This window comes from Antrihabitans auranticaus (genome assembly GCF_016481275.1).
GTDB lineage: Bacteria > Actinomycetota > Actinomycetes > Mycobacteriales > Mycobacteriaceae > Antrihabitans.
In genome coordinates, this window is record NZ_JAEMNW010000001.1 from 58,914 (window position 1) to 85,103 (window position 26,190).

The 26,190-nt window shown below is 63.9% G+C and carries 24 protein-coding genes and 1 tRNA gene; 12 read left to right on the forward strand and 13 right to left on the reverse strand.

Going from position 1 to position 26,190, the window contains the following annotated elements; translation table 11 throughout:
* Positions 1-12: 12 nt before the first annotated feature.
* The 3 genes from JGU72_RS00285 to JGU72_RS00295 are packed head-to-tail and all read left to right on the forward strand — an operon-like array spanning position 13 to position 2,640.
* Entirely contained in the window at positions 13-1,020 is a 1,008-nt protein-coding gene (locus tag JGU72_RS00285) for a methionine ABC transporter ATP-binding protein (RefSeq protein ID WP_199681779.1), read from the forward strand.
* Positions 1,017-1,724, forward strand: coding sequence for a methionine ABC transporter permease (locus JGU72_RS00290; RefSeq protein ID WP_199681780.1), 708 nt, complete (start codon positions 1,017-1,019; stop codon positions 1,722-1,724). The genes JGU72_RS00285 and JGU72_RS00290 overlap by 4 nt, the downstream gene beginning before the upstream one ends.
* 28 nt (positions 1,725-1,752) lie before the next feature.
* On the forward strand, positions 1,753-2,640 hold the full coding sequence (locus JGU72_RS00295; RefSeq protein WP_199681781.1) for a MetQ/NlpA family ABC transporter substrate-binding protein: 888 nt from the start codon (positions 1,753-1,755) through the stop codon (positions 2,638-2,640).
* 15 nt (positions 2,641-2,655) lie between these two features.
* On the opposite strand, the gene JGU72_RS00300 is transcribed toward JGU72_RS00295, so the two are convergent.
* On the reverse strand, positions 2,656-3,729 hold the full coding sequence (locus tag JGU72_RS00300; protein WP_199683099.1) for an isocitrate/isopropylmalate dehydrogenase family protein: 1,074 nt from the start codon (positions 3,727-3,729) through the stop codon (positions 2,656-2,658).
* A gap of 23 nt (positions 3,730-3,752) precedes the next feature.
* On the opposite strand from JGU72_RS00300, the gene JGU72_RS00305 reads away from it, so the two are divergent.
* The 3 genes from JGU72_RS00305 to JGU72_RS00315 all read left to right on the forward strand — a co-directional run bounded on the left by JGU72_RS00305 (position 3,753) and on the right by JGU72_RS00315 (position 5,156).
* The gene (locus JGU72_RS00305) at positions 3,753-4,253 is read left to right on the forward strand and encodes a 2'-5' RNA ligase family protein (RefSeq protein WP_199681782.1); all 501 of its coding nucleotides are present in this window, start codon (positions 3,753-3,755) and stop codon (positions 4,251-4,253) included.
* A gap of 65 nt (positions 4,254-4,318) precedes the next feature.
* Complete coding sequence (gene trxA, locus JGU72_RS00310; RefSeq protein ID WP_199681783.1) at positions 4,319-4,690, forward strand: thioredoxin; 372 nt, start codon at positions 4,319-4,321, stop codon at positions 4,688-4,690.
* Between the two features lie 97 nt (positions 4,691-4,787).
* Positions 4,788-5,156, forward strand: coding sequence for a YciI family protein (locus JGU72_RS00315; protein WP_199681784.1), 369 nt, complete (start codon positions 4,788-4,790; stop codon positions 5,154-5,156).
* Between the two features lie 51 nt (positions 5,157-5,207).
* Here the strand turns inward: JGU72_RS00315 and polA are convergent, their stop codons facing one another.
* From polA to JGU72_RS00350, 7 genes are all read right to left on the reverse strand, one after another.
* Complete coding sequence (gene polA / locus JGU72_RS00320; RefSeq protein ID WP_374101045.1) at positions 5,208-7,940, reverse strand: DNA polymerase I; 2,733 nt, start codon at positions 7,938-7,940, stop codon at positions 5,208-5,210.
* A gap of 49 nt (positions 7,941-7,989) precedes the next feature.
* Positions 7,990-8,766: an ABC transporter ATP-binding protein gene (locus JGU72_RS00325; protein WP_199681785.1), complete on the reverse strand. Its 777-nt coding sequence runs from the start codon at positions 8,764-8,766 to the stop codon at positions 7,990-7,992.
* Positions 8,753-9,667, reverse strand: a complete 915-nt coding sequence (locus JGU72_RS00330) for an ABC transporter ATP-binding protein (RefSeq protein WP_233531241.1) — start codon at positions 9,665-9,667, stop codon at positions 8,753-8,755. The genes JGU72_RS00325 and JGU72_RS00330 overlap by 14 nt, the downstream gene beginning before the upstream one ends.
* A 41-nt stretch (positions 9,668-9,708) precedes the next feature.
* Positions 9,709-10,908 carry a branched-chain amino acid ABC transporter permease gene (locus JGU72_RS00335; RefSeq protein ID WP_199681787.1) on the reverse strand — a complete coding sequence of 400 codons (1,200 nt, stop codon included), beginning with the start codon at positions 10,906-10,908 and terminating at the stop codon, positions 9,709-9,711.
* Positions 10,905-12,113, reverse strand: coding sequence for a branched-chain amino acid ABC transporter permease (locus tag JGU72_RS00340; protein ID WP_199681788.1), 1,209 nt, complete (start codon positions 12,111-12,113; stop codon positions 10,905-10,907). The genes JGU72_RS00335 and JGU72_RS00340 overlap by 4 nt, the downstream gene beginning before the upstream one ends.
* Before the next feature lie 85 nt (positions 12,114-12,198).
* Positions 12,199-13,392 (reverse strand): branched-chain amino acid ABC transporter substrate-binding protein, encoded by a 1,194-nt coding sequence (locus JGU72_RS00345; protein ID WP_199681789.1) that lies wholly within the window; start codon positions 13,390-13,392, stop codon positions 12,199-12,201.
* Positions 13,393-13,561: 169 nt separating this feature from the next.
* Complete coding sequence (locus JGU72_RS00350) at positions 13,562-14,161, reverse strand: ANTAR domain-containing response regulator (protein WP_199681790.1); 600 nt, start codon at positions 14,159-14,161, stop codon at positions 13,562-13,564.
* Between the two features lie 164 nt (positions 14,162-14,325).
* Between JGU72_RS00350 and JGU72_RS00355 the strand changes: the two genes are divergently transcribed.
* A tRNA-Leu gene (locus JGU72_RS00355) sits at positions 14,326-14,402 on the forward strand.
* A gap of 69 nt (positions 14,403-14,471) precedes the next feature.
* On the opposite strand, the gene JGU72_RS00360 is transcribed toward JGU72_RS00355, so the two are convergent.
* The 4 genes from JGU72_RS00360 to JGU72_RS00375 all read right to left on the reverse strand — a co-directional run bounded on the left by JGU72_RS00360 (position 14,472) and on the right by JGU72_RS00375 (position 19,810).
* A complete protein-coding gene (locus JGU72_RS00360) occupies positions 14,472-16,028 on the reverse strand; it encodes an MFS transporter (protein ID WP_233530997.1) in 1,557 nt (518 codons plus the stop codon).
* A gap of 129 nt (positions 16,029-16,157) precedes the next feature.
* On the reverse strand, positions 16,158-18,494 hold the full coding sequence (locus JGU72_RS00365; RefSeq protein WP_199681791.1) for a helicase-associated domain-containing protein: 2,337 nt from the start codon (positions 18,492-18,494) through the stop codon (positions 16,158-16,160).
* Positions 18,495-18,534: 40 nt separating this feature from the next.
* The gene (locus JGU72_RS00370; RefSeq protein ID WP_199681792.1) at positions 18,535-19,152 is read right to left on the reverse strand and encodes a hypothetical protein; all 618 of its coding nucleotides are present in this window, start codon (positions 19,150-19,152) and stop codon (positions 18,535-18,537) included.
* Between the two features lies 1 nt (position 19,153).
* Entirely contained in the window at positions 19,154-19,810 is a 657-nt protein-coding gene (locus tag JGU72_RS00375; RefSeq protein ID WP_199681793.1) for a DUF6875 domain-containing protein, read from the reverse strand.
* A 286-nt stretch (positions 19,811-20,096) separates the two neighbouring features.
* Here JGU72_RS00375 and JGU72_RS00380 point away from each other — a divergent pair, with 286 nt between their 5' ends.
* The 4 genes from JGU72_RS00380 to JGU72_RS00395 all read left to right on the forward strand — a co-directional run bounded on the left by JGU72_RS00380 (position 20,097) and on the right by JGU72_RS00395 (position 23,918).
* Positions 20,097-21,134, forward strand: a complete 1,038-nt coding sequence (locus tag JGU72_RS00380) for a M23 family metallopeptidase (RefSeq protein WP_233530999.1) — start codon at positions 20,097-20,099, stop codon at positions 21,132-21,134.
* Positions 21,135-21,270: 136 nt separating this feature from the next.
* Complete coding sequence (locus JGU72_RS00385; protein ID WP_199681794.1) at positions 21,271-22,203, forward strand: ABC transporter substrate-binding protein; 933 nt, start codon at positions 21,271-21,273, stop codon at positions 22,201-22,203.
* Positions 22,204-22,236: 33 nt separating this feature from the next.
* Positions 22,237-23,151 carry an amino acid ABC transporter permease gene (locus tag JGU72_RS00390; protein ID WP_199681795.1) on the forward strand — a complete coding sequence of 305 codons (915 nt, stop codon included), beginning with the start codon at positions 22,237-22,239 and terminating at the stop codon, positions 23,149-23,151.
* Positions 23,148-23,918 (forward strand): amino acid ABC transporter ATP-binding protein, encoded by a 771-nt coding sequence (locus JGU72_RS00395; protein WP_307828246.1) that lies wholly within the window; start codon positions 23,148-23,150, stop codon positions 23,916-23,918. Before JGU72_RS00390 ends, JGU72_RS00395 begins: the two co-directional genes overlap by 4 nt.
* Positions 23,919-24,008: 90 nt before the next feature.
* Here the strand turns inward: JGU72_RS00395 and JGU72_RS00400 are convergent, their stop codons facing one another.
* Positions 24,009-25,463, reverse strand: a complete 1,455-nt coding sequence (locus JGU72_RS00400; protein ID WP_199681796.1) for an MFS transporter — start codon at positions 25,461-25,463, stop codon at positions 24,009-24,011.
* Positions 25,464-25,537: 74 nt separating this feature from the next.
* Here JGU72_RS00400 and JGU72_RS00405 point away from each other — a divergent pair, with 74 nt between their 5' ends.
* The gene (locus JGU72_RS00405; protein ID WP_233531251.1) at positions 25,538-26,149 is read left to right on the forward strand and encodes a TetR/AcrR family transcriptional regulator; all 612 of its coding nucleotides are present in this window, start codon (positions 25,538-25,540) and stop codon (positions 26,147-26,149) included.
* The last annotated feature ends 41 nt before the right edge of the window (positions 26,150-26,190 follow it).

Sequence of the window (26,190 nt, forward strand, 5' to 3'; positions counted from 1 at the left end):
AGCCTGGCCCGCGTGATCGAAGTAAGCAATGTGACCAAGGCCTTCGGTCGTGGCAAGCACCGCGCAGTCGTGCTGGACGGAATCGACTTCACGGTCCGGGCCGGCGAGATCTTTGCCGTCGTGGGCCCGAGCGGCGCAGGCAAGAGCACCCTCGCCCAATGCATCAATCTGCTCGAGCGCCCGACCAGTGGGTCGGTGATCGTCAACGGCGAAGAGTTGACGCACCTCAGCGATCGGAAGCTGCGAGTCGCGCGGCGCCGAATCGGCACGGTCTTTCAGGCGTCCAGCGTCCTGCAACGCCGCACTGCGGCGGAGAACATCGCGCTGCCACTGGAGTATCTCGGCGTCACCAGCGCCGAAGTGAAACGCCGCGTCGGCGAGTTGCTCGACCGTGTCGGCCTCTCGGATCGGGCCGGGCACTACCCCTTTCAACTCTCCGGGGGCCAGCGGCAACGAGTCGGGATCGCTCGCGCACTGGCTTTGCGACCTTCTGTGCTCCTGTCCGACGAAGCGACGTCCGGGCTCGATCCACAGACGACGTCGTCGATGGTGGCGCTGCTGCGGGAACTTCGTGACGACCTCGACCTCGCCATCGTCTTCATCACCCACGAGATGGACACCGTCCTACAGGTTGCGGACTCGGCCGCCAGGCTGGAGCACGGCCGGATCACCGAAAGCGGTCGGCTCGCAGACCTTTTGATCGACCAGAGTTCTGCCCTCGGCGCAGAATTGCGACCGCGGCACCGCGACGCTGCTGCGCAGGCGGGCGACGACGTATGGAACCTCACCTACGACTCGCCCAACGTTCCGGCCGACTGGATCACTCGTATATCGGCAGACCTCGGCGTTCCGGTGGCGTTGCTCGGGGCGGCCGTGCAACTGGTCGACGGAGTCAGCGTCGGTAGTGCGACGATCGGAGTACCAGCGCATGCGAGCGCCACCCTGCCCGACCTTCTGACCCGGTACGGGCTCAGCGCCGGCACCTCTCCCAGCACGAGGGAATTGGCGGCAGTCGGATGAGCGCGACACAGGTTCTGGCGGCGAAGGTACCCGTCGAAGAGCTTCCCGCACTGCTGATTCCCGCGTTTCTCGACACCTTGACGATGGTCGGAATTGTCATGGCGGTTGTGGTTTTGGTAGGCATTCCGCTAGGTGCGATCGTGCACAACCTCGGGCCGGGCGGATTGTTCGAGAACCGCGCGATACACACACCGGTGAGCTGGCTGATCAGCGTCGGGCGGTCGCTGCCGTTCCTCATCTTGATGGCATCGATCGTGCCGTTCACCCGCTTCGTCACCGGCACGAACATCGGCATCGCAGCTGCGGTGGTCCCGATGTCGATCGCGGGGATCGCGTTCTTCACCCGGATTGTCGAGAACTCGCTGCGCTCGGTACCGCCGTCGGTCGTGCAGCTCGCCCGCGCATCCGGCGGATCGAACATCCAGATCATCCGCACTGCCCAACTGGGCGAGGCCGTCCCGGCAATTCTCGGCGGCCTGACGATCAACACCATCGCGATGATCGAATACTCGGCCATTGCGGGAACGATCGGTGCGGGTGGGATCGGTTACGTCGCAGTGACTTACGGCTACCAGCGCTTCGATCAGACCGTCATGGTCGCGACCATCGTCATCCTCGTGGCCACCGCGGTGGTCGTTCAACTGATCGGCGATCTCGCCGTCAAGCTCACCACCCCACACCTGCGTTTCCGGCTCGCCCGGTAATGCGAATACACCGAATCAGGAGCAGCACATGAGCACGACCAACGACGCCGACCACGGCTTCGAGCTGAAGAAACGAAAGAAGTGGCCGATCTTCGCGGCGGTCGGCGTTCTGGCCGTCGCCGCATTCGGCGCCAAGTTCGCGTTCTTCGGCGACAAACAATCCGCGAACGAAATCGACGGCGCCACACTCGTCATTGCCACTGCCGAAGGGAACGCCTCCGAGCAGGCACTGATCAATTTCGTCGCGGCGGAAGTCGCCCCGAAGTACGGCATTACGGTCGAGTTCCGGGGCCTCGCCGACAGCAACACGATCAACCGCGCTGTCAGTGAAGGCGAAGTCGCGGGCACGATCTACCAGCACAAGCTGTGGCTCTCACAGGTGCTCGAGTCCAACCCGGACTTCAAGGAACAAGCCGCCACGCCCGTTTTCCGCTGGGGCTTCGGGCTCTGGTCCGACAAGTACAGCGACGTCTCCCAGATTCCGGACGGCGGGACGATCTCCCTCTACTCGGATCCGGCGAACGAGGCGCAGGGCCTGTGGCTGCTCGAGCGAGCGGGTCTGATCACGCTCGATCCGTCAGTCGACAAATGGAGCGCAACCCAGGCCGACATCGTCGCGAATCCGAAGAACCTGAAGTTCACGCTCCTGGACTTCGGTGCCCAGTCGCGCGCCCTGCCGGACCTCGATGCGGCAGTCGGCTACACCGAGTACTACCTCGCCGCGCAAATCCCGATCGAGAAGCAGATCTTCGCCCCGGCCGCACCGGACGAGTTCGCAGGCCAACTCACCATCGGTTCGGATTGGGCGGAAACCGACAACATCAAAGCCCTCGTCGAGGCGTTCAAGGATCCCGCTGTGCAGCAGTTCCTTGCGACGGATCCCACAGTGAAGGGAATTCTGCTCCCACTCGGCTGACCCTCTGCGAAGCCACTATCGTCGACGGACTCGCGCCAGCACGTGCTCGGTGAACTCACTGGTCGACGCCAAGCCACCAAGGTCGGCGGTGGCTGTGCCCGCCTCGAATGTCGCAGCCACCGCACCTTCGATTCGCCCTGCCGCGCGTCCCAGCACAGGCTCTTTCCGTTGCTCGCCCAGCCAGCGCAGCAACATGGCCGCGGAGAGAATCAGCGCTGTCGGGTTGGCCCGGTTTCGGCCGGCGATGGTCGGCGCGGCACCGTGCGCGGCTTGCGCCATGGCCTGTGTCTCGGAGCAGTTCAGCGACGCCGCGGTACCCAGCGAGCCGCTCAACTCCCCCGCCAGGTCCGACAGGATGTCGCCGAAGAGGTTCTCGGTCACGACCACGTCGAAATCGGAACCACACCGAACGAGGTGGGCCGCCATCGCGTCGACGTGCTCGTCGGTGACCTTCACGTCCGGATACGAGCGCCCCACATCGCGGCACGCGTCGCGGAACAATCCTGTCGTCAGCGGTAGCACGTTGGCCTTGTGCACGATCGTGACGTGCTTGCGCCGACTCTGCGCAAGCCGAAAGGCTGTGTGCGCGATCCGTTCCGACGCCAGGCGCGTGACGACGCCGACCGACATCGCGACATCGGGTGTCGGCTGAAACTCTCCCGATCCGGCGAACATGTTGCGGTCGGCGTACAGCCCCTCGCTGTTCTCGCGGACGATCACGAGGTCCATATCGTGTGCCACCGATCGCACACCGGCGAAGGCACGCGCTGGGCGGATGTTGGCGAACAACCCGAACCGCTTCCGGATCAGTCCACCCGGCGGCGGACCGATCCGGTGCTCGGCGGAGTACGAAGCACTGTCGTGCGGTCCGAGTATCCATCCGTCGACCTGGTCGAGAGCGTTCAAGGTCTCGTCAGACAGCGGCGCGCCATGCGCATCGATCGCCTTGTGCCCCATGAGAAGCGGCACCCACTCGACCGCAAGAGCGCCGACGGCAGCGACTGCCTCGTCGACCACACGCTGCGTGGCGGGAACGATTTCATGACCGATGCCGTCGCCTTCGATCAGGCCGAGCCGCGAGGGATTCACAGCCACATCAGTACCATGCCAGCATGGTTCAGTCGGTAGAGCTGTTGCTCGACGACACCGCCGAAGCCGCGATTCGACGGCAATGGCGCATGCTCGCGGACGCCGGATTGCCGAGTCAGCAGCCACACCACCGGCCGCACGTCACGCTGTCTGTCGCGAGCGAGATCTGGCCCAGGATCGAGAAGCAACTTCGTGAGGTCGACTTCGTACCCTTTCCGATCGACATAGGAGCTGTCACCGTCTTCGGTGGCAAGCGGCCGGTGCTCGTTCGATCGGTCATCGCATCCGACAACCTGCTCGGGTTGCACCGCCGCGTTCACGACGCGCTCGCCGAATGCCCCGGAACCGCAGCCAACCTGTCGCCCGGACATTGGACGCCGCACGTCACCCTCGCGCGCCGGCTGCAACCGGACCAACTCGGCGAGGCGATCCGAGCGGTTCTTCGCGAACGCGACATCGCGGCGACGGCGGTCGGCCTCCGCCGCTGGGACGGCGACCGACGCGCCGAATGGTCCATTACGTGAGCCCTGGAAGATTTGGAATACCCGCAGCGTTAGATGAAAAGACAAACACGAGCGAAAGGATCGCAGTGGCTACACAGACTCTGACCCAGGAGAACTTCGACGAGACCATCACCGGAAGCGACGTGGTTCTCGTCGACTTCTGGGCGAGCTGGTGCGGACCGTGTCGCCAATTTGCGCCGACGTTCGAGAAGTCGTCGGAGAGTCACCCCGACGTCGTGCACGGCAAGGTCGATACCGAGGCCGAGCAAGGGTTGGCGTCGGCGGCGAACATCCGCTCGATTCCGACCATCATGGCGTTCCGTGAGGGCGTACTCGTCTTTGCCCAGCCCGGCGCCCTTCCCGCCCCAGCGCTCGAGGACCTCATCACGCAGGTGAAGGCCCTCGATATGGACGACGTCCGCCGTCAGCTCGCCGACCAAGAGGCCGCCTCAAAATAAGCGCAAAGAATCTCCGGATCGTTGTCGAAACAGCTGGGTATCGTTCGACGCGTCAGTGAGGCCGACACCACGGCTCATTCACGAAGGGGAGATTGCGATGCGATACATCAGCTGGGTTCGAAGCACCGAGGACTTCGGCAACCCGCCGCAGGCCTTGATGGACGAAATGGGCAAGGCTATGGCGGAGTCGGTCAAGAACGGCGTGATCGTCGAGGCCGGCGGTATGGGGACGCTGCGTGAGCACGGAACCAAGCTGACTCTCACTGGCGGCAAGATCCTGGACGGCCCCTACAGCGAGGCGAAGGAACTGGTCGGCGGTTACGTCATTCAGAACCTCGACTCCTACGAGGAGGCAGTCGAGGGCGCCCGTTGGCTCCTCGAACTGCACAAAGAGCACTGGCCCGAGTGGGAGGGCTACGTCGAGGTCCGCCAGATGTTCGTCGAAGGCGGCTTCGACGCGGAGTAAACAGTCACTACAAAGGTCCGCGCACCTCATCCAGGTGCGCGGACCTTTGTGTCAATGCGCTGCCGAGTCCCACGTCCGGCCGGTGCCGACCGATACCTCGAGGGGAACCGACAATTCGATCGCCGACGCCATGTTCTCGCGAACCAGCCGCTCGACCTCGTCCTTCTCGTCCGCGACGACCTCGAACAGCAGCTCGTCGTGAATTTGCAGCAGCATGCGTGACTTCAGGTCGGCGGCTCGCAGCGCGTTCTGGACGTTGATCATCGCCACCTTGATGATGTCGGCGGCGGTCCCTTGGATCGGGGCGTTCAGCGCGGCACGCTCGGCAACTTCGCGACGCTGCCTGTTGCTGCTGTCCAGATCCGGCAAGTACCGGCGCCGACCGAACAGAGTCTCGGTATAACCGACCTTCCGCGCGACGTCGACGGCTTCGCGCAAGTAGTCGCGGACCCCGCCGAACCGCGCGAAATAGACCTCCATCTGCTCTTTCGCCTCGTCGGTGCTGATCTTCAGCTGAACGGACAGCCCGTACGCGCTGAGTCCGTAGGCCAAGCCGTACGACATCGCCTTGACGCGGCGCCGCAGTTCCGGCGTCACCTCATCGATCGGGAGGCTGAATGCTTTCGATGCGACGAACGAATGCAGATCTTCGCCGGTGTTGAACGCCTCGATCAGGCCCTCGTCCTTGCTGAGGTGGGCCATGATCCGCATCTCGATCTGGCTGTAGTCGGCGGTCATCAGCATGTCGTAACCGGGTCCGACGACGAACCCGTTGCGAATCTGCCGACCGGTGTCGGTCCGGATCGGTATGTTCTGCAAGTTCGGTTCGGTCGACGACAACCGACCCGTCGCCGCGATGGTCTGGTTGAACGTCGTGTGGATGCGACCGTCGTCCGATACGGCCTTCAGCAGACCGTCGACCGTGACCTTGAGTCGGGTCGCGTCCCGGTGCGCGAGCAGATACCCCAGGAACGGGTGCTCGGTCTTTTCGAACAGCCCCTCGAGCGCATCGGCATCGGTGGTGTAGCCGGTCTTGGTCCGCTTCGTCTTCGGCATGTCGAGTTCCTCGAAGAGGACGACTTGCAGCTGCTTCGGCGAACCGAGGTTGATCTGCTTCCCGATCACCTCGTATGCGGCATTCGCCGCGGTGGCGACGTCCTGAGCGAACCGGCTCTGGAGATCGTTCAGGTGGTCGAGATCCATGGCGATGCCGGCGGTTTCGAGATCGGCCAGCACGGTCAGGAGGGGCAGTTCCATATCCCGGAGCAGCGGCATCGACTCGATCTGCTCGAGTTCGGTATCGAACGCGGCCGCAAGGTCGACGACGGCGCGCGCACGCAATATCTCGGCCTCGGCCGTCGCCGCGCCGACCTGCTCCTCGTCGTCCAGCAACGAAAGCTGGGTCTGCTCGGACTTCTCGACCCGCAGTTCACGCCGAAGGTAGCGTAGTGACAAATCGTCGAGGTTGAACGTGCGCTGTCCTGGGCGAACCAGATAGGCAGCGAGCGCGGTGTCGGTCGTCATCCCGCCCAGCGCCCAGCCACGCGCGCGGAGCGCGTGCATCGCGGACTTCGCCTCATGCAGCGCCTTCGGCTGATTCACATCGGCAAGCCATGCGCCGAAGGCTTTTTCGTCCTCCGGCGTCAGCCACTCGACATCGACGTAGCCGCCTTCGCCGTCTGACGCCGCAATCGCGATCGCCGTGACGTCGCCGCCGTAGGGCGTTGTCTTGCCCACGATCGTCAAGCCGTGCCGCTCGCCTGTGCTCGCATGCTTCGCAAGCCACCCGGTGAGTTCGCCGGATCCGATCGCCCCGCCACTGATCTCGAAACCCTCGTCCGCCTCTGGTTCCGCGGAGGCCAGGGTCTCGAACAGACGGTCGCGCAGTACGCGGAACTCGAGGTCGTCGAACAGCTGATGGATCTTGGTGCGATCCCACGGACCGAGTTCGAGCTGAGTTGGCGTATAAGGCAATTCGACGGTCTTGAGTAGTTCGGTCAGCTGCCGGTTCATGACGACGCTCGACAGATTCGCCCGAAGCGCATCGCCGACCTTTCCGCGGACCTCGTCGACCCGGTCTACCAACGTCTCCAGGCTGCCGAATTCCTTGATCCACTTCGCCGCGGTCTTCTCCCCCACCCCCGGTATCCCCGGAAGGTTGTCGCTCGGGTCGCCACGCAACGCCGCGAAGTCGGGATACTGCGTGGGCGTCAGCCCGTACTTGGTCTGGACCTCTTCGGGTGTGAACCGGGTCAGCTCCGATACGCCACGCTTCGGGTAGAGCACCGTGACGTTCTCGTTGACCAGCTGGATCGCGTCGCGGTCACCGGTCACGATCAGCACCCGGAACCCGAGCGGGACAGCCTGCGTAGTCAGGGTTGCGATGATGTCGTCGGCCTCGACACCGGCTTGCGCCATAACCGGAATCCCCAAGGCCCCCAGCACATCTTTGGTGAGCTCGACCTGCCCCTTGAACTCGTCCGGTGGCCGGCTCCGGTTGGCTTTGTACTCGGGGTAGGCCTCGGCCCGGAAAGTCTGGCGGGAAACGTCGAACGCGGCCGCGACATGCGTCGGAGCCTCGTCGCGCAAGATGTTGATAAGCATCGCGGTGAACCCGTAGACGGCGTTCGTCGTCTGGCCGCTCTGTGTCTTGAAGTTCTCGGCGGGCAGCGCGAAGAACGCACGGAACGCCAGCGAATGCCCGTCGAGCAGCATCAGCGTCGGCTGGGCGGGCGTGCCGGATTCTTTCGCAGCGGCGGTGGTCGCGGTGGTTGCGGGGCTCACTCGAGTGAGTCTAGGGATACCTACCGACACGGTTGCGACGCGTCCGCCGCTACCCGACGCCGAGGTACGCCGATTTGATCGCAGGATCGGCGAGCAGGCCTTTCCCGGTGCCTTCCTTCTTCACCTCACCCGTCTCGAGGATATAGGCGCGGTCGGTCCGAGTGAGGGCCTGTTGTGCATTTTGCTCGACGAGCAGGATCGTCGTTCCAGATGCATTGATCTCGGCGATGATCCGGAAGATCTGCTGGATGATCATGGGCGCGAGTCCCATCGACGGTTCGTCGAGCAGCAGCAGTTTCGGACGCGCCATCAGGGAGCGGCCGATCGCGACCATCTGCTGCTCACCGCCGGACAGGGTGCCACCGACCTGCGTGCGCCGCTCGAGCAGACGCGGAAAGAGCTCGAAGATCCACTCGAGCCGTTCGTTGTACTCGGCCTTCGTGTCGAACTTGCGCGCGTAGCAACCCATGTCCAGGTTCTCTTGCACGGTCATGCCAGGAAAGACGCCACGTCCCTCGGGCGCCTGGATGATGCCGAGCTTGACCCGGTCGTGCGCCTTCACGTGCGTTATGTCTTTGCCGTCGAACATGATTCGACCGCGTGTGAGCGGCAGGAGACCGGACAGCGCACGCATCGTCGTCGTCTTGCCTGCACCGTTCGCACCCAGCAGCGTGACCAGTTCACCCTGGTCGACGCGAATCGAAATGCCGTGCAGCGCTTGGATCCGGCCGTAGTTGACCACGATGTCGGTCGCTTCGAAAAGCGGGTCACCCGGCGCGCCGGTGGTCGTGGCGAGGTCGCTATCGGGTTTTCTATGCCGTGACATCGTCAGGGACCCCCAGGTAGGCAGCGATGACTTTCGGATCCTCGCGGATCTCGGCGGGCAGGCCGTCGGCAATCTTCTTGCCGAACTCGAGCACGACGATCCGGTCCGTCACACCCATGACCAGTCGCATGTCGTGCTCGATCAGCAGCACGGTGAATCCGTCGTCGCGAATCTTGCGGATCAGGTCCATGAGCGCGGCCTTCTCGCTCGGGTTGAAGCCGGCGGCAGGTTCGTCGAGGCACAGCAACTTCGGCTCCGTCGCGAGCGCGCGCGCAATTTCGAGCCGACGCTGGTCGCCGTAAGAGAGATTCTTCGCCTTCTCGACGGCGCGCGGCGCTATGCCGACGAACTCGAGCAGCGCCATTCCGCGCTCCACCGCATCGTGTTCTTCTCGACGATGACGCGCGGTCCGGAAGATCGCCCCCGGCACCGACGTCCGGTGCCGCGCGTCCGTGCCGACCGCGACGTTCTCGAGAGCTGTCATCTCGTTGAACAGGCGAATGTTCTGGAAGGTCCGGCCAATGCCGAGCCGGGTGATCGCGTTGCGCTTGGTTTTGGTCAGCGGCTTACCGTCGAAGTAGACCGTTCCCGACGACGGGCGGTAAACGCCGGTGATGGCGTTGAAGCACGTCGTCTTGCCTGCACCGTTGGGGCCGATAAGACCGAGGATCTCACCGCGCCGAATCTCGAAACTGACGCTGTCGAGTGCGACAAGGCCACCGAACTTGACCGTCAGCTCGTCGGTCCGCATCAGCGCTTCACCGACCGCTGTCTGAATCTCACGAGTGGGGGCAACTGCTTCCGCGACAGCTTCGGGATCCGCGAGGACGGGATCGATCGCCGCGACGTCGACGATTCCCGCCTCCGGCTTGCCGACCTCCGGCGCAAACCCGGCCGCCATGTCCTCGTTGTCGAAGAGCGCGTCGCCCGCGCCCGGGGTCGTCATTTCTCGGCTCCCGTCGCGAGGACCGGTCTTCGCACGGCCTGGTAGACCTGTCTGCCGTACGCCAGCAACTTCTGCCGGGCCGGGAACAAACCCTGTGGCCGGAAGATCATCAGGACCACCAGGGCCAGCCCGAAGAACAGGTATTTGTAGGAGCCGAGCGCCTGACCGCCGACCTCGACCGAGAGGAACCGGTTCGGGAGGTAGACGATGATGAAGGCGCCGACGATGACTCCCAGCTTGTTGCCCTGACCGCCGAGCACCACGGCGCAAAGGAACAGCATCGAGTTGATGATGTTGAAGTTCGTCGGGTTGACGAACTGGACCTGGCCCGCGTACATCGCGCCCGAGAGCCCGCCGATTGCGGCACCGATAGTGAACGCCCAGAGTTTGAACTTGAACGTAGGCACACCCATGATTTCGGCGACGTCTTCGTCCTCACGGATCGCGACCCACGACCTGCCGACGCGGCTGCGCTCCAGATTTCCAACCAGCAGCAGCACGATGATGATCATTGCCATGCCGAACCAGAACCACCAGACGCCGACGTTCAGCCGTTCGGAGATGTTGCCGCTGAAGAAGACACCGTTCGGATAGCGATCCGACTCACCGACGTGCGGATACTGGATGTTGCTCAAGCCGAGGCTGCCGTTGGTCAGTTCGGGCAGGTTTTCCGCGCTCAGTTTGACGATCTCACCGAAGCCGAGCGTCACGATCGCCAGGTAGTCGCCGCGCAACCGCAGCGTCGGCGTACCGAGGATGAGTCCCGAGAGCGCGGTGATTCCGATTGCGATCGGGACGCAGGCGAACCACGCCCACTTCGAGTTCAGGAAGCCGCCGTCGGTCTGATTCCAGGGGCTGTTCGGGCTCGTCAGGATCGCGACCGTGTACGCGCCGACCGCATAGAAACCGACATATCCGAGGTCGAGGAGGCCGGTCTGCCCGACGACGACGTTCAGGCCGATGGCGAGCAGCGCAACCATCGCGAACTGTGCCATCACGCTCGAGAACGAGGTACCCGGTGTGTCCAGGATCGGCGGCGGATAGACCGGGATTATTGCGATCGCAAGCAGCAGCGGTACGGCGACGGCCCATTGAACAGGGCGCGCCAAACCATCCCACCACGTCCGGACCCTGTCGCCGACACCGCGCCGCTCGACGACGTTCTCGTCCTTTCGCATGTCCACTGGCTGGCTCATACCCGTGCCTTTCCGAGACTCTCGCCAAGAATGCCGGTAGGTCGGATCATCAGAACAAGGACCAGGAGAACGAAGGCGATGACATCGCGCCACTGGGCTCCGAACAGAACCTGACCGTAGTTCTCGATGAGGCCTAGCAACAGTCCACCCAGGAGCGCGCCACGCAAGTTGCCGATGCCGCCGAGGACGGCCGCGCTGAATGCCTTGATGCCGAGGATGAACCCACCCGAATAGATGATTCCTGACGGGATCTTGAGTGTGTAGAGCAGCGCGGCCGCTCCGGCGAGCACGCCGCCGATCAAGAACGTCAGCATGATGACCCGTTCCCGCGAGACCCCCATGAGGGTCGCGGTGTTCGGGTCCTGCGCGACGGCGCGAATACCGCGCCCGAACTTGGTTCTGTTGATCAGCAGGTCGGTCACCAGCGCGAGGAGCAGAGCGGACACGACGATGATCACCGCGATATTCGTCACGACGCCGGTCGAGATGTGGAACAGCTCGGTCGGTTCGACGAGCCTGATGGGCTCTTCTGCAGTCGATCCGCCGAGCACCAGATCTTTGGGCAGCGCCGCGTAGAGAACTTGCTCGATGGCGAGCGCAGCTCCGATACCCAGGACGAGAACGATCAACGATTTCACTACCGGAAGCTGTAGCCGCCCCGACGCCCACCGCCCCAGCGCAACCCAGATGCCTACGCCGACAAGCACAGCCAACGCGATCGTCAGGCACAGAAGCGTGTTCTTCGGCAGCACGAAGTGCACGAATTCCTGCAGAACGAACGACATTCCGATAGCGGTGATCAGGAAGATAAGCGGCTTGGCCCCGCGTTTCCGCAGTGGTCTGTATGCCACGCGTTCGAGGCCGACCGCGGCGCCACCGGCGAAGAGCATGCCGACCGCCATAGCGACCGCGAGGTACACGATCGTGAGGACCGTGCCCTGCGAGTAGACGTCGGCCGACGGCCCGAACCCGAGCAGCTGCAGACCGATGTACTGCCCGAACATGCCGAGCATGAAGATCTCGGAGTGGGCGAAGTTGATCAGCCGGAGCACGCCGTATACGAGCGTGTAGCCGACAGCGACGAGCGCGTAGATCGAGCCGTAGCTCAAGCCTTCGATGGTCAGTTGCCAGAACTGATCGATCACGCCTGAGACGTTGAACCCGATCGAACTGGAGAGGATGGCTGTCTCAGCCATCACGCTCATCGTCATACCTATCCCCTAATGCGATACGCGGGTGCGGGGACGACCGAAGCCGACCCCGCACCCGCGGTCAGTTGTCGAGCCGGAACTACTCCTGAACCTTGTAGATCCAGATCAGCGCCGACGCGAGCTCGCCGTTCTCGCTCCACTTGTACTGACGGGCCAAGCCGGCACCGTCGTAGCTGCGGACGAACTCGAGCAGATCTGCGCGCGTGACCTTACCCGAATCGATTCCCTTGAGCAGGATGGTCGTCAGGTCGTACGCCTCGACGGAGTAGACGCCGGGAGCCTGACCGTTCAACGCCTCGTACGCGTTCTTGAATGCCTCCGGCGCCGGACCGCATGGGCACGACAGCAGGGCACCCTCGGACTTGCTTCCTGCCTGCTTCACGAACTCGGGATCGTTCGAGCCGTCGGCAGAGACGAAGACTGCGTTGACTCCGGCGTCCTTCAGCTGCGTCGCCAGCAACGCCGCCTCCGCGTAGTAACCCGAGAAGAACACCGCCTCCGGATTGGCTGCCTTCACCTTCGAGACGGTCGCGCTGAAGTCCTTGTCGCCCTTCTTCACGCTTCCTGCGCAGCTGGCGTCCGCGACATCGCCGAGGGTCGCGGTGACTGCTGCACCGAGACCGACGCCGTAGTCGCTGTTGTCTTCGACAACACAGACCTTCTTGTAGCCCAGCTTGTTCTTCAGGTAGTTCGCGACGGCGGGACCCTGGATGTCGTCGTTCGCCAAACCGCGGAAGAAGGTCCGCCAGCCGTTCTGCGTCAGCGTCGCATTCGTGGCCGACGACGTCACCGACACCAGACCGGCGTCGTTGAACAGGCTGCCGGTGGCCTTCGTCTCACCGGAGAATGCCGGACCGACAACACCGATGATCGACTGGTCGCCGATGATGTTCGGCACGACCTGGGTGGCCTTCTGCGGGTCACCCTCGGTGTCGAACTCCTTCAGGCCGACCTGGCAATCGGGGTTGGCCTTGTTGTGCTGATCGAGCGCGAGCTTGACTCCGTCGATGATGTTGATGCCGAGCGCGGCGTCGTTACCCGTCAGCGCGCCCGCCATGGCAATGTTCGTCGGCGCGCACGTGGCCTTACCGTCACCGGCCGGATCGGCGGCATTCGCGACCGCTGCGGCAGGAACCTCAGCGCCGTTGATGTCGATCTGAACCTGCTCCTTGATGGAGTAGCTCACATCGCTCGACTTGTCGCTACAGCCCGCCAATGCCAGCGCGGCCGCGACTCCTATAACCAACGCGCCCCTCGCTGTACGACGATGCACGTTCCACCTCCGAGTTCTGTCTCCCCGGCGGACCGGAGGGGCCAACTGCGCCAGCCCGCAGAGAACATAACCTCGCGTCGTTACATCTGCATCACATTGCGCCCATTTTCGGCGCAAGTGTCACGATCTGTGGTGGTGTCCGATTCGTCGGAGTCGAGGCAGAAGCGACTCAGTCGACCTTCAGGTTGTCGATAACGACCTGCGCAACGGCCTTCATCGTCGTCCGCCGATCCATCGCCGTACGCTGAATCCACTTGAACGCCTGCGGTTCCGAGAGTCCCTGCGTCTTCATCAGGACGCCCTTCGCACGTTCGACGAGCTTGCGGGTCTCGAGCCGATCGGACAATCCGGCAACTTCGCGCTCCAGCGCGGCAATCTCGGAGAACCGGCTCGCCGCGAGTTCTATGGCCGGCACGAGATCGGACTTCGAGAACGGCTTCACGAGATACGCCATCGCGCCGGCATCGCGCGCACGCTCCACGAGGTCGCGCTGGCTGAACGCCGTCAGGATCACGACAGGCGCGATCCGCTTGCGGGCGATCTCAGCGGCAGCGTCGATCCCGTCGCGGCGCGGCATCTTCACATCCATGATCACGAGGTCGGGCTTGTGCTCCTCCGAGAGTTCGACAGCCTGCTGACCGTCCCCCGCTTCGCCGACGACGTCGTAACCCTCTTCGCGCAACATTTCGACCAGATCCATCCTGATCAACGTCTCGTCCTCAGCGACCACTACTCGGCGCGGTCCACTCCCTGACGCGGCTGCGCTCATCGGCCTTGTCCCCTCTTGTCGGTGATGCGGGACCAACACCCTGCTTGCCAGCCCCGGTTGCTACGCAAGGGTACCGGTGCGAGGCCGTCTCGGCCCATTCTCTACAGTGGTGTCTCGCACTGCTCGGACCGACCGGTGCCGCATTACAACCGAATAAGACGAATGCCCTCGTATCCCAATTGGCAGAGGAAACGGATTCAAAACCCGTCCAGTGTGAGTTCGAGTCTCACCGAGGGCACCACGATTTACGTACGAAGTGCACATTCCGTACGGATCGATTTCGGATAAGAAACCCGCCAGCATCCGGCGGTCAGGTTGCGTCCGGCGTGGTTTCTTTGTCGGAGCGCAGCAGAACCAGCGCGAGCACGATCGCGGCAAGCGGCACGACCACCATGATCAGACTCAGTGTGTGTATCGCGTCGACCATGCTGTCCGAGGCTGCGGAAACTACCTCGCGAGCACGATCTGGATCGAGCACGTTCGTCCCACCGCTGCCTGCTTCCGTGCCGCCGTGCGCAACTCGGAGTGCTTCCCGTGCCTGTTCCTCGGTGATATTGGAATCCGCCAACTCGAGCTCGCCGTCATGCACGAAGAGCGACGTGCCGATGAGGGCAAACAAGGTGGGGCCCAACGAGTATCCGGCCTGACCGGTCGCAGACTTCAGTGCCGCCACGGCACCGCTGAGATCGGGCGGTGCGCTGCTCATCATGATCGTGGACTGTGGCGTCTGAACAACGGCACCACCGAGCCAGATCAGGACGATCGCAGCGAACAACACCGCCATCGGACTGTTCTCCTCGAGCAGAGTCAGGACGAGCAAACCGCCGAGCAGTAGGACGAGGCCGGCCACGAGTACCGATTTGTTCCCGATTCGCTCAGCCAACCGGCCGGACCCGATGGCGGCAAACGCCTGCAAGATCGTCGCCGGCACGAGCAGGAGACCGAGGAGCGCAGGCGACTCGCCGCGAATGGCGACGAGGTAGTACGCAAACAGGATCGTGCAGCCACCGGTGAGAAAGTTCTTGGTGACACCTGCCGATACTGCAACCGAGACGCTGCGCGACCGGAAAATTCGCAGATCCAATGCCGGTGTGGGGGTTCGCAACTCATGCGTCACAAACCCGACGGCCGCGACCAGTCCGATCACGATCGGTACGACCGCGCCGGGCTTCAGCCCCTCCGCGAGACGCGAGATTCCGTAGACGATCGCGAGCAACGCGACTGCCACCAACCCGACACCCGCCAGATCCAGCTTGCGCGGGGCACGGGCGGTCTCGGGCACATACCGCAGTGTGATCACCAACGTGATCACGGCAACGACCGGCGCGACGAGAAACCCGATGCGCCAGCCGAAGTGTTCTGCCAAGAGACTGCCGATTGCCGGCTGCAGAGCAGACAGGCCGAACGAGGCGCCGAGATACAGCGAGATCGCCGCCGCCCGCCGTTCCGGCGGGAAGACATCGTTGACGATAGCCAGCGAGAGTCCGAGAAGGAGCGCGAATCCGATGCCCGCACCCGCACGGGCAACCATGAGGGTCGCGCTGTTCGGCGCGGCTGCCGCCATCACGTTGAACACGACCGCACCGAACAAGCCGATAACGAACAACCGACGCTTGCCGTAGAGGTCTCCCAACGCGCCCGCGCCGAGTACCGCCGCGGCGAGCGCGAGTGTGGCGAGGCTGGTGACGAAACTGGCTGTGCTGGCGGTCATGCCGAGACCGGCGCGGACTTCCGAGATGTTCGCGGAAAGAATCGTCGGGTCCGTCAACGAAATGCTGTACCCGAGGCCCATCGCGACGACGGTCATCGTCGCGGCCAACCCGGACACCTGCGGCGGCGCCTCGGTCCCCTCAACCGGCTTGGTCATCACGGCACCGTTCCGGAGTCGGCCGACCGTACGACCAATTCGCCATACTTGCTCACCTCGCGGGATCCGATGACATCGTCTGCGAACAGTTTCCACACTGTGCCCGCTGTCTGCGCGCGAATAGCTTGGTCATTGCCACGCCGTGATCGAAATGTTCGCGGCGGGAAAGTCCTCGAAGCGGTCCGTCGTCACGCTCCAGGCAGTCAGCGTGTCGCCGACGAGGCGCGCGCTGTGCACAAGGTGGGTTCGTTCGGCATACGTGATTCGCACGGGATCACCAGCATGCAGAGCCCAGAGGGCTTCGTGATGGCCGTGTTCACCTAAGGCTGCGATGAACTCGTACGCTTGAGCGGGCTTGTCCCGCTTGTGATTCGCGGTCGCGGCGAGGTGCCGGGCCTGGCGAACGGGATCGGCGTCAGGAAGCGACAACTCCGCGACATCGTCCTGCGCTACTTCCATTTTCGCCGATGCGGACCCGTCGACGACGACAACGCCGTCTGTGTCCCGGAGGACGGGTGAATATCCAGCGCCTCGAAGTGCAGCCAACGTAGTGGCAGCGTCGCCGCGCGACACGACAACCGTCGGCGCCAGGACGAACAAGCCGAGCTTCGCGAGCTTACGGTTGCCGACGAGCTCGTGCAGCAACACCGTGTCATCGGCTACAACCGCACTGCCGACATCGATCACGCCCAACCGACCGTGAGTGCGAGCGACGTCGTTTATCAAGTACTCGAGCGGCTGGGGCACACCGGCCTGCGCGATGGCGGTCAACTTATCGAGCAGCTCGCCGGCCGTGGCACCGCGATCGAACGCGGCCCTGACACTGTCCGGGGTGAATCGCCACATCGTCGCGGTACCGCGCGATTCGCGGCGACCCACACTGTCCAGGAACCCCGAAAGCTCGGTGGTCGGCGGACCGAACACGACCGCGGTGAGATCGGCACCGATCAGCGCGGAAGTGTGAGCGCCTGATACCAATTCACCGATCGCGGCTTCGAGTGAGCCGTCGACCAAGCCACGACCTATGGCCGTCGCCCCACCCAGTGCGATCGCGCCGAGCAGCGTTGCCTCTTTCGCGACGCCGTACAGAACGTCGTCGAGCGACTCGTCGTTGCGCAGCGGAGCGCGCCACGCGAGAATCGGCGCAAGCTCGGTCATCGCCGAAACACCCTGGCCAAGTGGGAATCCGGCGTATACGCCCAGCAGATTGTGCCGAAGACTCGCGTGCACGGGGCTATCGCGCAATTCGACAGCTCGTTTCGGGTCCAGCAACGCCGTCTCTCCGGACTGCCACCACACCTTCAGCACGTCCGTCGCACGTGTCTGCGCGTCAGCAGCTCCCCACGTCGGCGCAGCAGGCCCCGGTATCAGACCGGGACTCAACGGCACCTGGCGCTTCCGGCTCCGCCCCTTCGGAGCAGGCGGATCCGCCGGCGCGAGAACGCCGATCGCTAGGGCCAGTGCGACAGCCAGCGCAATCTGGTCCACGTCGGCACCGTGGTCTTTTGCGAGCGCACGCTGGACCTGGACGCCGACCGCTCCAGACTTGATCGTCGGAATGAGCTGTCCTGCAGCAGAATCCACCAGTATCGAGATCAGCTCGAGCAGTCTGAGCAGGTGCACAGCAGCGTCGGCGTCGGCGTGCTCGGTGGGGATCGGTTGAAGCGCCACCTCGGGCTGCTCGGCGTGTAGGGGCAGACGCCAGCGCTCGCCCCGCAGTCCGAGCCCGACCTCCAACGGCATCGATGCAACGCCATCCGGGGTTGGCCACAGCAACCCGCGCGCCACCGCCCAGTCCCCCGCGTGCGGCGCTTGCCGGATACGCGATGACCCGAAGTTCAGCTGGAAGTATTCGAGTTCGGCTCCGGTCGTTGCCATTTCGAGCAGTACGTCGCGCTCGGGTGCCGGCGCAGAGTCGACCAGCGCGCGGACCGTGTCGGCATCGCCGAGGTACGAAGCGAGCCGATCGACGACTTCCGCCTTCGAACCGTCTCCTCGGATCGCGAGCTTGGCAGCTATCGGACGCAGAACGCTGAGGGCTGCCTGCTCGAGCAAAGCCCGAACCGGCGAACCGAGCCGGGCGCCGGGAATGGGGAATGTGTACGGCGTAGCGATCACACCGTCGTCGGTGACCCACGCCAGGGAAAGGTCGACAAGGTCGGCGAGGAAAGCCCGGACAGTGGCGATATCGCTGTCCATCCAGGACGCCACGTTGTCGATCGTGACCGGCTGCCCGAGCTTTTCGACGAGCGCTAGTGCGCCGAGCACCTCGGCGTGCGGCAGAGACAGCCGATAGTAGGCCGCAATGATCGACTCCTGGCTGAACAGCCGCTGCGCAAGATCCTCGATATGCGCAGGCCAAGGTAAGTCCAAAGAATCCGGCCGCCCACGCATGACCGTTGCCAGGCGGTCGGCCTCGAGCGTCCGCAGATGGGCGAGCAGTGTGCCCACGTTGTGGCCTGGCATGAACCGACCCTACGAGACGCACCCGCCGCGCTGCGGGCCCCTACGCCGCGATGGCCGGGTCGTCGACGAAGTCCGACCGGTCCCACCAGATCGGCGTGGCGTGATACTGCGCCGACGGATATGGCGCAGTCGGGATATGCGACGCAATGACCCCACCCGCCGAGACCCACAGCTTGATGACGGGATCTGTTCCGGCGGTGGCGATGACGTACCGAGCATCGAGTCGCGACATGACTGCAATCCGCGGAATTCGGGCGAGCGAATGCGTGATCGCTTTGCGGTCCGGGCAGCGGTCGGACACCCACGCGGCCTTCATCTCGACAACCCCTTCGGGAATGCGGTCCGCGATCATGTCGTACAGATCGGCCTGGCCCGGGCAGCCGTCCCACTCGAGGAGCGCGTGCGAGTCGTCGGCGACCGCGTACGGGCCTTGCGCGCGCACTCCCCCGACGACCTCGCCGTCCGGCGAAATGGCAACCAGGAACATCGACGTCGAACTCCCGTCGCGAATCTCTTCGAACTCCAAAGCGCTTTCGACGCCGAACTTCCGGTAGGTGTCCAATGCGCCGGCCAGATAGGCCGCCCACAACTCCGGATCCTCCGACGGCACACCGACAACCATTCGGCAGTCGGAATTGGGGATCGAATAGGTGGTCATGTCAGGCGGCCTTTCCGTTGACGATTCGCTGAGCCAGATCGCCACGCACGCGAGCTGGGATGTCGGGAGCAAACTTCGAGAGGTATGCCGCGGCCCACTTTTCGTCCCCGGTCAGGAACGGGTAGTCGCTCGGGGTCATGTGGCGAATGGCGATCATCGCGTACGGCGCATCGAGCGGCCGGAATTCCGCATTCCACAATCCGGATTCGGTGCAACCCGGATAGAACTGACCGATCATCAAGTCGTACTTGATGAACAGGTTCTTGAATTCGAGCTGGATGTCGTCGATCAGCGCATGGTCCGCGAAGTCGGGAAAGACGAGAATTGCAGACTTGAGACTCTCGTCCTTCGCGTCGAGAGGTGCCGAAGACTGGAACTGCCGAATGACTTCCGTCAGCGCGCCGGCGATCTCCTCACGACTCAAATCCGCACCGTCGAGAAACGCAACGGAGAACAGGTCCTTCTTGATCGACGGGAGGGTGAACGGGCAGATCGCGCCTTTTCGGCCGAGCTCGGGGTGCGACCGACTCAAGTAGTCGACGGCCCAACGCCGAAGCTCCCCGGCAGCCGCATCGTGGCGGCTGGACGGCACACCCGTGAAAAGGCTCGACAGGCTGATCGTGGCGTGGCTCGGGGCGTCGAGGCTCGTTGCGTGCATCGTCGATCCTTTCTTTGTGCAGTAGTGGTCTTCGCTGGTGAGACCAATTCTTCGGCCAGAACGCCCGCACGTCTGTCGGCCGTGAGACACCCGTTGTGTGTCCGCCCCGACACAGCAGGCCGTGTCACTCCTGCGACTCGAGATGCAGGCGAGTTTGAAGAACATCACCGATTCCTGTGATGCATGAGATAGAGAAGTGCAATAGTGGGACGGCGTGTCGCCTTGACTTCCGGATTGTGGACAGTCTTGGCGGTTGGGGTGGGGCGCATGATTCGAGGAGGTCACGTTGCCAACCCTGGAAACGCACACCGCGTGCACACGACGACCCAAAGTCTGGGCCGCTCGCGCGATGCTCGGTGTCGGCGCTATCGGCGCGTGCGTCGCCTTTGCTCCAGCCGTATCCGCTGCCCCGTCCGAACCACCGGTCGATCCGCGGGTGGCGCGGGAACTGGCGTCGATACTCATCGAATCGCTCCAGACCACCGACGCGAACGTGGCTCTGCAGGACCTTGCCGCGCCGGGCGGTCAACTCACCCGCTGTCTGATCGACACGGCGGTCTCGTCCCCCGCACCCGTAGCCGACGCGGACGCCCTCACAACCCTCACACCGTGCCTGAACGTCGTCGGCGAAGTCGATCCCACCGCGCTCCCGCGACTGGTTTCCTCGCTGAACATTCGCAAGATGGTGGCGACGCTCGCCGACGCCAGGCAATCGAACGACCCAGCCGTTTCGCGCGTCCCGCAGGCACGGCCGTCACGACCGACTCCATCCGTGGCAGATCCAGATACCGGGGCGGACGACCCGCTGGAATACGCCGTACCGGATTCCGATGAGGGACCGTACGTCTCGCCGTCAGCACGGACGACGTCCGGATCGGGGCGCTACTTCGCGCCCACGTCGGGGACCCTCACCTCGCCGTTCGGCGACGGCCGCAATCACCAGGGCATCGACATCGCGAACTCGATCGGCACGCCGATCGTCTCCGTCACCGATGGCAAAGTGATCAGCGCCGGGCCTGCCGAAGGGTTCGGGCTGTGGGTCCGAATCCAGCACGCCGACGGCACGATCACGACCTATGGGCACAACAATGTCAACGTCGTCACCGTCGGGCAACGCGTCAGCGCCGGCCAGAAGATCGCGACCGTCGGGAATCGCGGCGATTCATCGGGCCCGCACCTGCACTTCGAGGTGAAGACTCCCGGCGGGCAGAATGTCGACCCGCTCGAGTGGCTCGCGGATCGCGGGATCGAGATCGCGGACGACGAATCCACTCCCGACGTCGACAGGTCTGGTCGGACCCTCGTCGCACATGATCCCGGCTAACGCGCAACGGTGGAGCATTTCGCCCCTGTGCACGTTGGGGTTCGCCGCCGTACACTGCGATTCACTCGGTCCTGACCTGCGTCGACGTGGCTGGTCTTGCTGAGGTAAGCAGTGTCGAAACCCCAGGAGGACGGCAATGTTCGGTCGATCGAAGACAATCCGGGGGCGTCGCAGCCGAGTGCTGATCGCGGTTCTCGGCGCAAGCGCACTCGTCATGGCCGGCTGCGCGGACAACAGCGAGGGCAGTTCGAGCAACACCGGGTCGTGTCCGACGACAACAGCTGCACCGGACCCCGCCAAACCCGACGACCCCGCCTCTGCGCTACCGGAGAAGATCAAGAGCTCGGGCAAACTGGTTGTCGGCGTGAACATTCCGTACGCACCGAACGAATTCAAGGACGAAAGCGGCAAGATCGTCGGGTTCGACGTCGACCTGCTGAACGCTGTCGCCGAGGAGCTCGGCCTCACCACGGATTACCGAGAAGCCGACTTCGACAAGATTATTCCAGCGCTGCAAGCGTGCACCTTCGACGTCGGGATGTCGTCGTTCACGGATACGAAGGAACGCGAGCAGCAGGTCGACTTCGTGACGTACTTCAGTGCCGGCATTCAGTGGGCGCAGCAGACGGGTAAGCCGATCGACCCGAACGATGCGTGCGGCAAAAAGGTTGCCGTGCAAGCAACTACCGTCGAAGACACCGAAGAGATTCCTGCCAAGAGCGAAAAGTGCGTCGCCGAGGGTAAACCGCCGATCGAGAAAGTTCTCTACGACCGCCAGGACGACGTCGCCACCAACCTCGTTCTCGGCAACGTAGATGCGATGTCGGCCGACTCCCCCGTGACCGCGTACGCGATCAAACAGAGCAACGGGCAGATCGAAGCGGCGGGTGGCGTCTTCGACGCGGCACCGTACGGCTGGCCGGTTTCCAAGGGTTCTCCGCTCGCCACCGCGCTGCAGCAAGCGTTGCAGAGGCTGATCGACAACGGCCGATACAAAGAGATCGCGACGACGTGGGGCGTCGAAGCGGGGATGATCGAGAAGCCGGTGATCAACGGAGCGACAAGCTGATCCAATCGGAACGAAGCCTGACGAGGAGTCCGCATGTCCGATCTACCTCCCGTCGGGACCGAAACAGACCCCGAAGCGATCAAGGCGGTTCCGCTACGACGGACAGGTAGGTGGATCGCCGCTGTCCTGATCGCCGTAGCGGTAGGGCTCTTCCTGTGGGGTGCCGCCACGAACGAGGCGTTCCACTGGAGCACCTACCGCCGCTACCTGTTCGATCGCCGGATCTCCGAAGCGGCGTGGAACACGATGCAGTTGACGTTGCTCGCCATGGCGATAGCGGTCGTGCTCGGCGTCGTCCTCGCAATCCTGCGGCTGTCGTCGAACCCGGTCTTGAAATCGACAGCATGGGTCTACCTCTGGATTTTCCGCGGCACCCCGGTCTACGTGCAGCTCGTGTTCTGGGGCCTGTTTCCTTCGCTGTACAAACAGCTCGATATCGGTATCCCGTTCGTCCACCAGTTCGCGCACATCCAACTGCAGGGCATCAGCGCGAACTTCGTCTTCGCCGTGATCGGTCTCGGGTTGAACGAAGCGGCATACATGGCCGAGATCGTCCGCGCGGGCATCAGCGCAGTTCCGCACGGGCAGTCGGAAGCATCGCTCGCACTTGGGATGTCGTGGGCGCTCACGATGCGGCGCACCATCCTGCCGCAGGCGATGCGTGTGATCATTCCACCGAGCGGCAACGAACTGATCAGCTTGCTCAAAACCACGTCACTCGTGACCGCCGTGCCGTACAGCCTCGAGCTGTACACCCGAAGCCGGGAGATCTCCGCGCTCACCTTCGAGCCGGTGCCGTTGTTGCTCGTCGCCGCCACCTGGTACCTCGCCATTACGAGCGTGCTCATGGTCGGTCAGCACTACCTCGAGCGCCATTACTCCAAGGGCGTGCACGGACGAACGACCCGCGCACCGCGGAACTTCACGATCGCGCGGGAGGGCAAATGACTACCGGCGTTCCGATGCTGCGGGCCGACCGGGTGTGCAAGAACTTCGGCGCGCTCCGAGTTCTCAAAGGAATCTCGCTGGAAGTCGAGCGGGGCCAGGTGCTGTGCCTGGTCGGACCGTCGGGGTCGGGAAAGTCGACGTTCCTGCGCTGCATCAACCATCTGGAGCAGGTGAATGCGGGGCGCCTCTATGTCGACGGTGAACTGGTCGGCTACCGCGAGCGCGGCGACAAACTGCACGAGATGCGACCGAAAGATGCTGCACGCCAACGCCGCCAGATCGGCATGGTGTTCCAGAGCTTCAACCTGTTCCCACATCGGACAGCGCTGGAAAACATCATCGAGGCACCGATGCAGGTCAACAAATCGAGCAAGTCAGCTGCGGTGGAGCGGGCCCGGATCCTCCTCGACCGGGTGGGGCTCCGGGACAAGGCGAACGTGTATCCGGCGCAGCTCTCCGGTGGCCAGCAACAACGCGTCGCAATAGCCAGGGCACTTGCGATGGAACCGAAGCTCATGCTGTTCGACGAACCGACATCGGCGCTCGATCCAGAGCTGGTCGGTGAGGTTCTCGCTGTCATGCGGGAGCTGGCGGAAGACGGCATGACCATGGTCGTCGTGACGCACGAGATGGGCTTCGCGCGCGAGGTCGCCGATCAGCTGGTATTCATGGACGAGGGCGTGGTGGTCGAATCGGGCGAGCCGCGGGCGCTGTTGGCGGCACCGCAGCACGATCGCACGAAGGCATTTCTCTCGAAGCTGCTATAGCTCTCGAGGCTGCGATAGCCTCGCACCTGCCATAGCACTGTGCGCGGTTGGCGAGTCTATGGACTCGCCAACCGCGCACAGTGCCTAGCCCTATCGCCTTGCGGAAATCGCCACTCCAATCGCCGTGACGCCCACTGCGATTGCACCGAGGACCAGCGAGTTGCCGAGGCCGTCGGCGAACGCCTGCCGGGCAAGGTCGCCGGCAGCTCCCGTTGCGTGGGCCAGCTGGCCGATGCCGCCGTTCTCGCCGAGCTGATCGGTGAGGGTCGATGCCAGCACGCTGCCGAAGACCGCGATGCCGACGGCACCGCCGAGCTCACGAGCCAGGTCGTTCATTGCCGAGGCAACGCCCTGCTGATCGGCTGGCAGCGACTCGGTCAGAGCGCTGGTGGCCGGCGTCATCGCGAGTCCCATACCTGCGCCGAGGATCGGCAGTCCGACGAAAAGGACCAGGTAGTCGATGTCGCCGCCGAGCGTGCTGAGGGTAAGCATCGCGACGACGATCAGCGTGAGGCCGAGGACGCAGGTCTTGACGTGCCCGAGCTTGCTCGTCACATGATGGGCATTTCGCGACGATCCCATGAGTCCTGCCGCCATCGGGAGCATGCAAACTGCGGCAACGATCGGACGCAGGCCTGCGACCAACTGCAGGTACTGCATCATCAGGAAGACGAACCCGAAGAATGCTGCGAACTGCACGGTGATCGATGCCGCGCTCGTCGAGAATCCCCGGTTGCGGAACAGTCGCGGATCCAACAGCGGATGGGCGACGCGCAGCTCCCAGGCGACCGTGACTGCCAGCATGATCCCACCGAACAGCAGGCCGAACACCGTCCGCAAGGAGTCCCAGCCGGCGGTCGGAGCTTCGATGATCGAGTAGATCAGGGAACCGATGCTGAGGACGAACAGTGCCGCACCGCCGAGGTCGAGCCGATGAGACTGCTTTTCCGCACTTTCCGGAACGGCACGGGCAACCAATACAGCGGCGACGACGGCGAGCACGATGTTGAGGCCGAAAACCGAACGCCACGAGAACCATTCGAGCAGAGTTCCGGATACGACGAGGCCGAGGACGGCGCTCGCACCTGCGACGCCGGACCAGATTCCGATGGCCCGTAGCCGTTCCTTGTCCGAGTACACCGTGGTGATCGTGGACAGCGTCGCGGGCATGACCAACGCGGCACCGATTCCCAGCAACCCGCGGAGCCCGATGAGCGTCCCGATGCTATCGGTGAACATCGCCAGCAGTGAAGTGACGCCGAAGATCGCAAGTCCGGCATGCAGGGCGAGCCGGCGCCCGTACCGATCCCCGACCGCTCCGCCGACGAGGAGCAACGACGCAAAGACCAACGCGTACGCATCGATGACCCAGGAGATCTGCGTCTGCGATGCGGCGGTGTCCCGCGCCAGGTCCGGCAGCGCGACGTTCAGGGATGTGACGGCGGAAACGACGGTCGCGAGCGACAGGCAGACCGCCGGGAGCAGCAACTTCCGACGCGCGGACGTCGATTCCGGCTCCACCTTGGTGAGTACTTCGACGGTCATCAGTTCTCCTCGGGTTGGTTTATTCAACGATGTTGAAATAACTCTGACACATCGTGCGCTAGAATTCAACAGTGATGAATAAATCGGTTCAGAAGGCAGGTCCCGGCCGGCGCGGCGGGCAACCAGAGACTCGGCAGGCGATCCTCGAGGCAGCTGCGGCGCGCTTCGCCACCGAGGGATTCACGGGCGCGACGGTACGGTCGATCGCGGCGGACGCAGGCGTCGACGCCGCGATGATCAACTACTTCTTCGGGTCGAAGCAGAAGCTCTTCGAAGAGGCTCTTGCGTTGCGCGCCAATCCCATCGCACTCGTCACCGAGCTGGTGAAAGGGCCGATCGACGGATTCCCCCGGCGGCTACTCACAACGTTGGTGACGACCTGGGACAACGCCGAGAATCGGCCCCCGCTGCTGACGATCATCTCCGCCGTCAAAGACGATCCCGCTGCGAACGGACTGCTGCGCAATTTCCTCGAGGAGGTTCTCGCCGGACCCGTGGCGGAGCGACTGATCGAAGCCGGAGTGCCGGGCGAGAACGCGCGGCTTCGCGCCGGACTCCTCGCGTCGATGTGCATCGGGCTCGTGATGGCCCGCTATCTGGTACGGGCGCGGCCGATCGCCGACCTGCCCGCGCAGGCCGTCATCGACGGCTTGGTTCCTGCCCTCGAAGCCGTCCTGGACTCGTAGAGCACGCCACGGTAGCGGCAGAGCGCGACCGCGGATGTGGA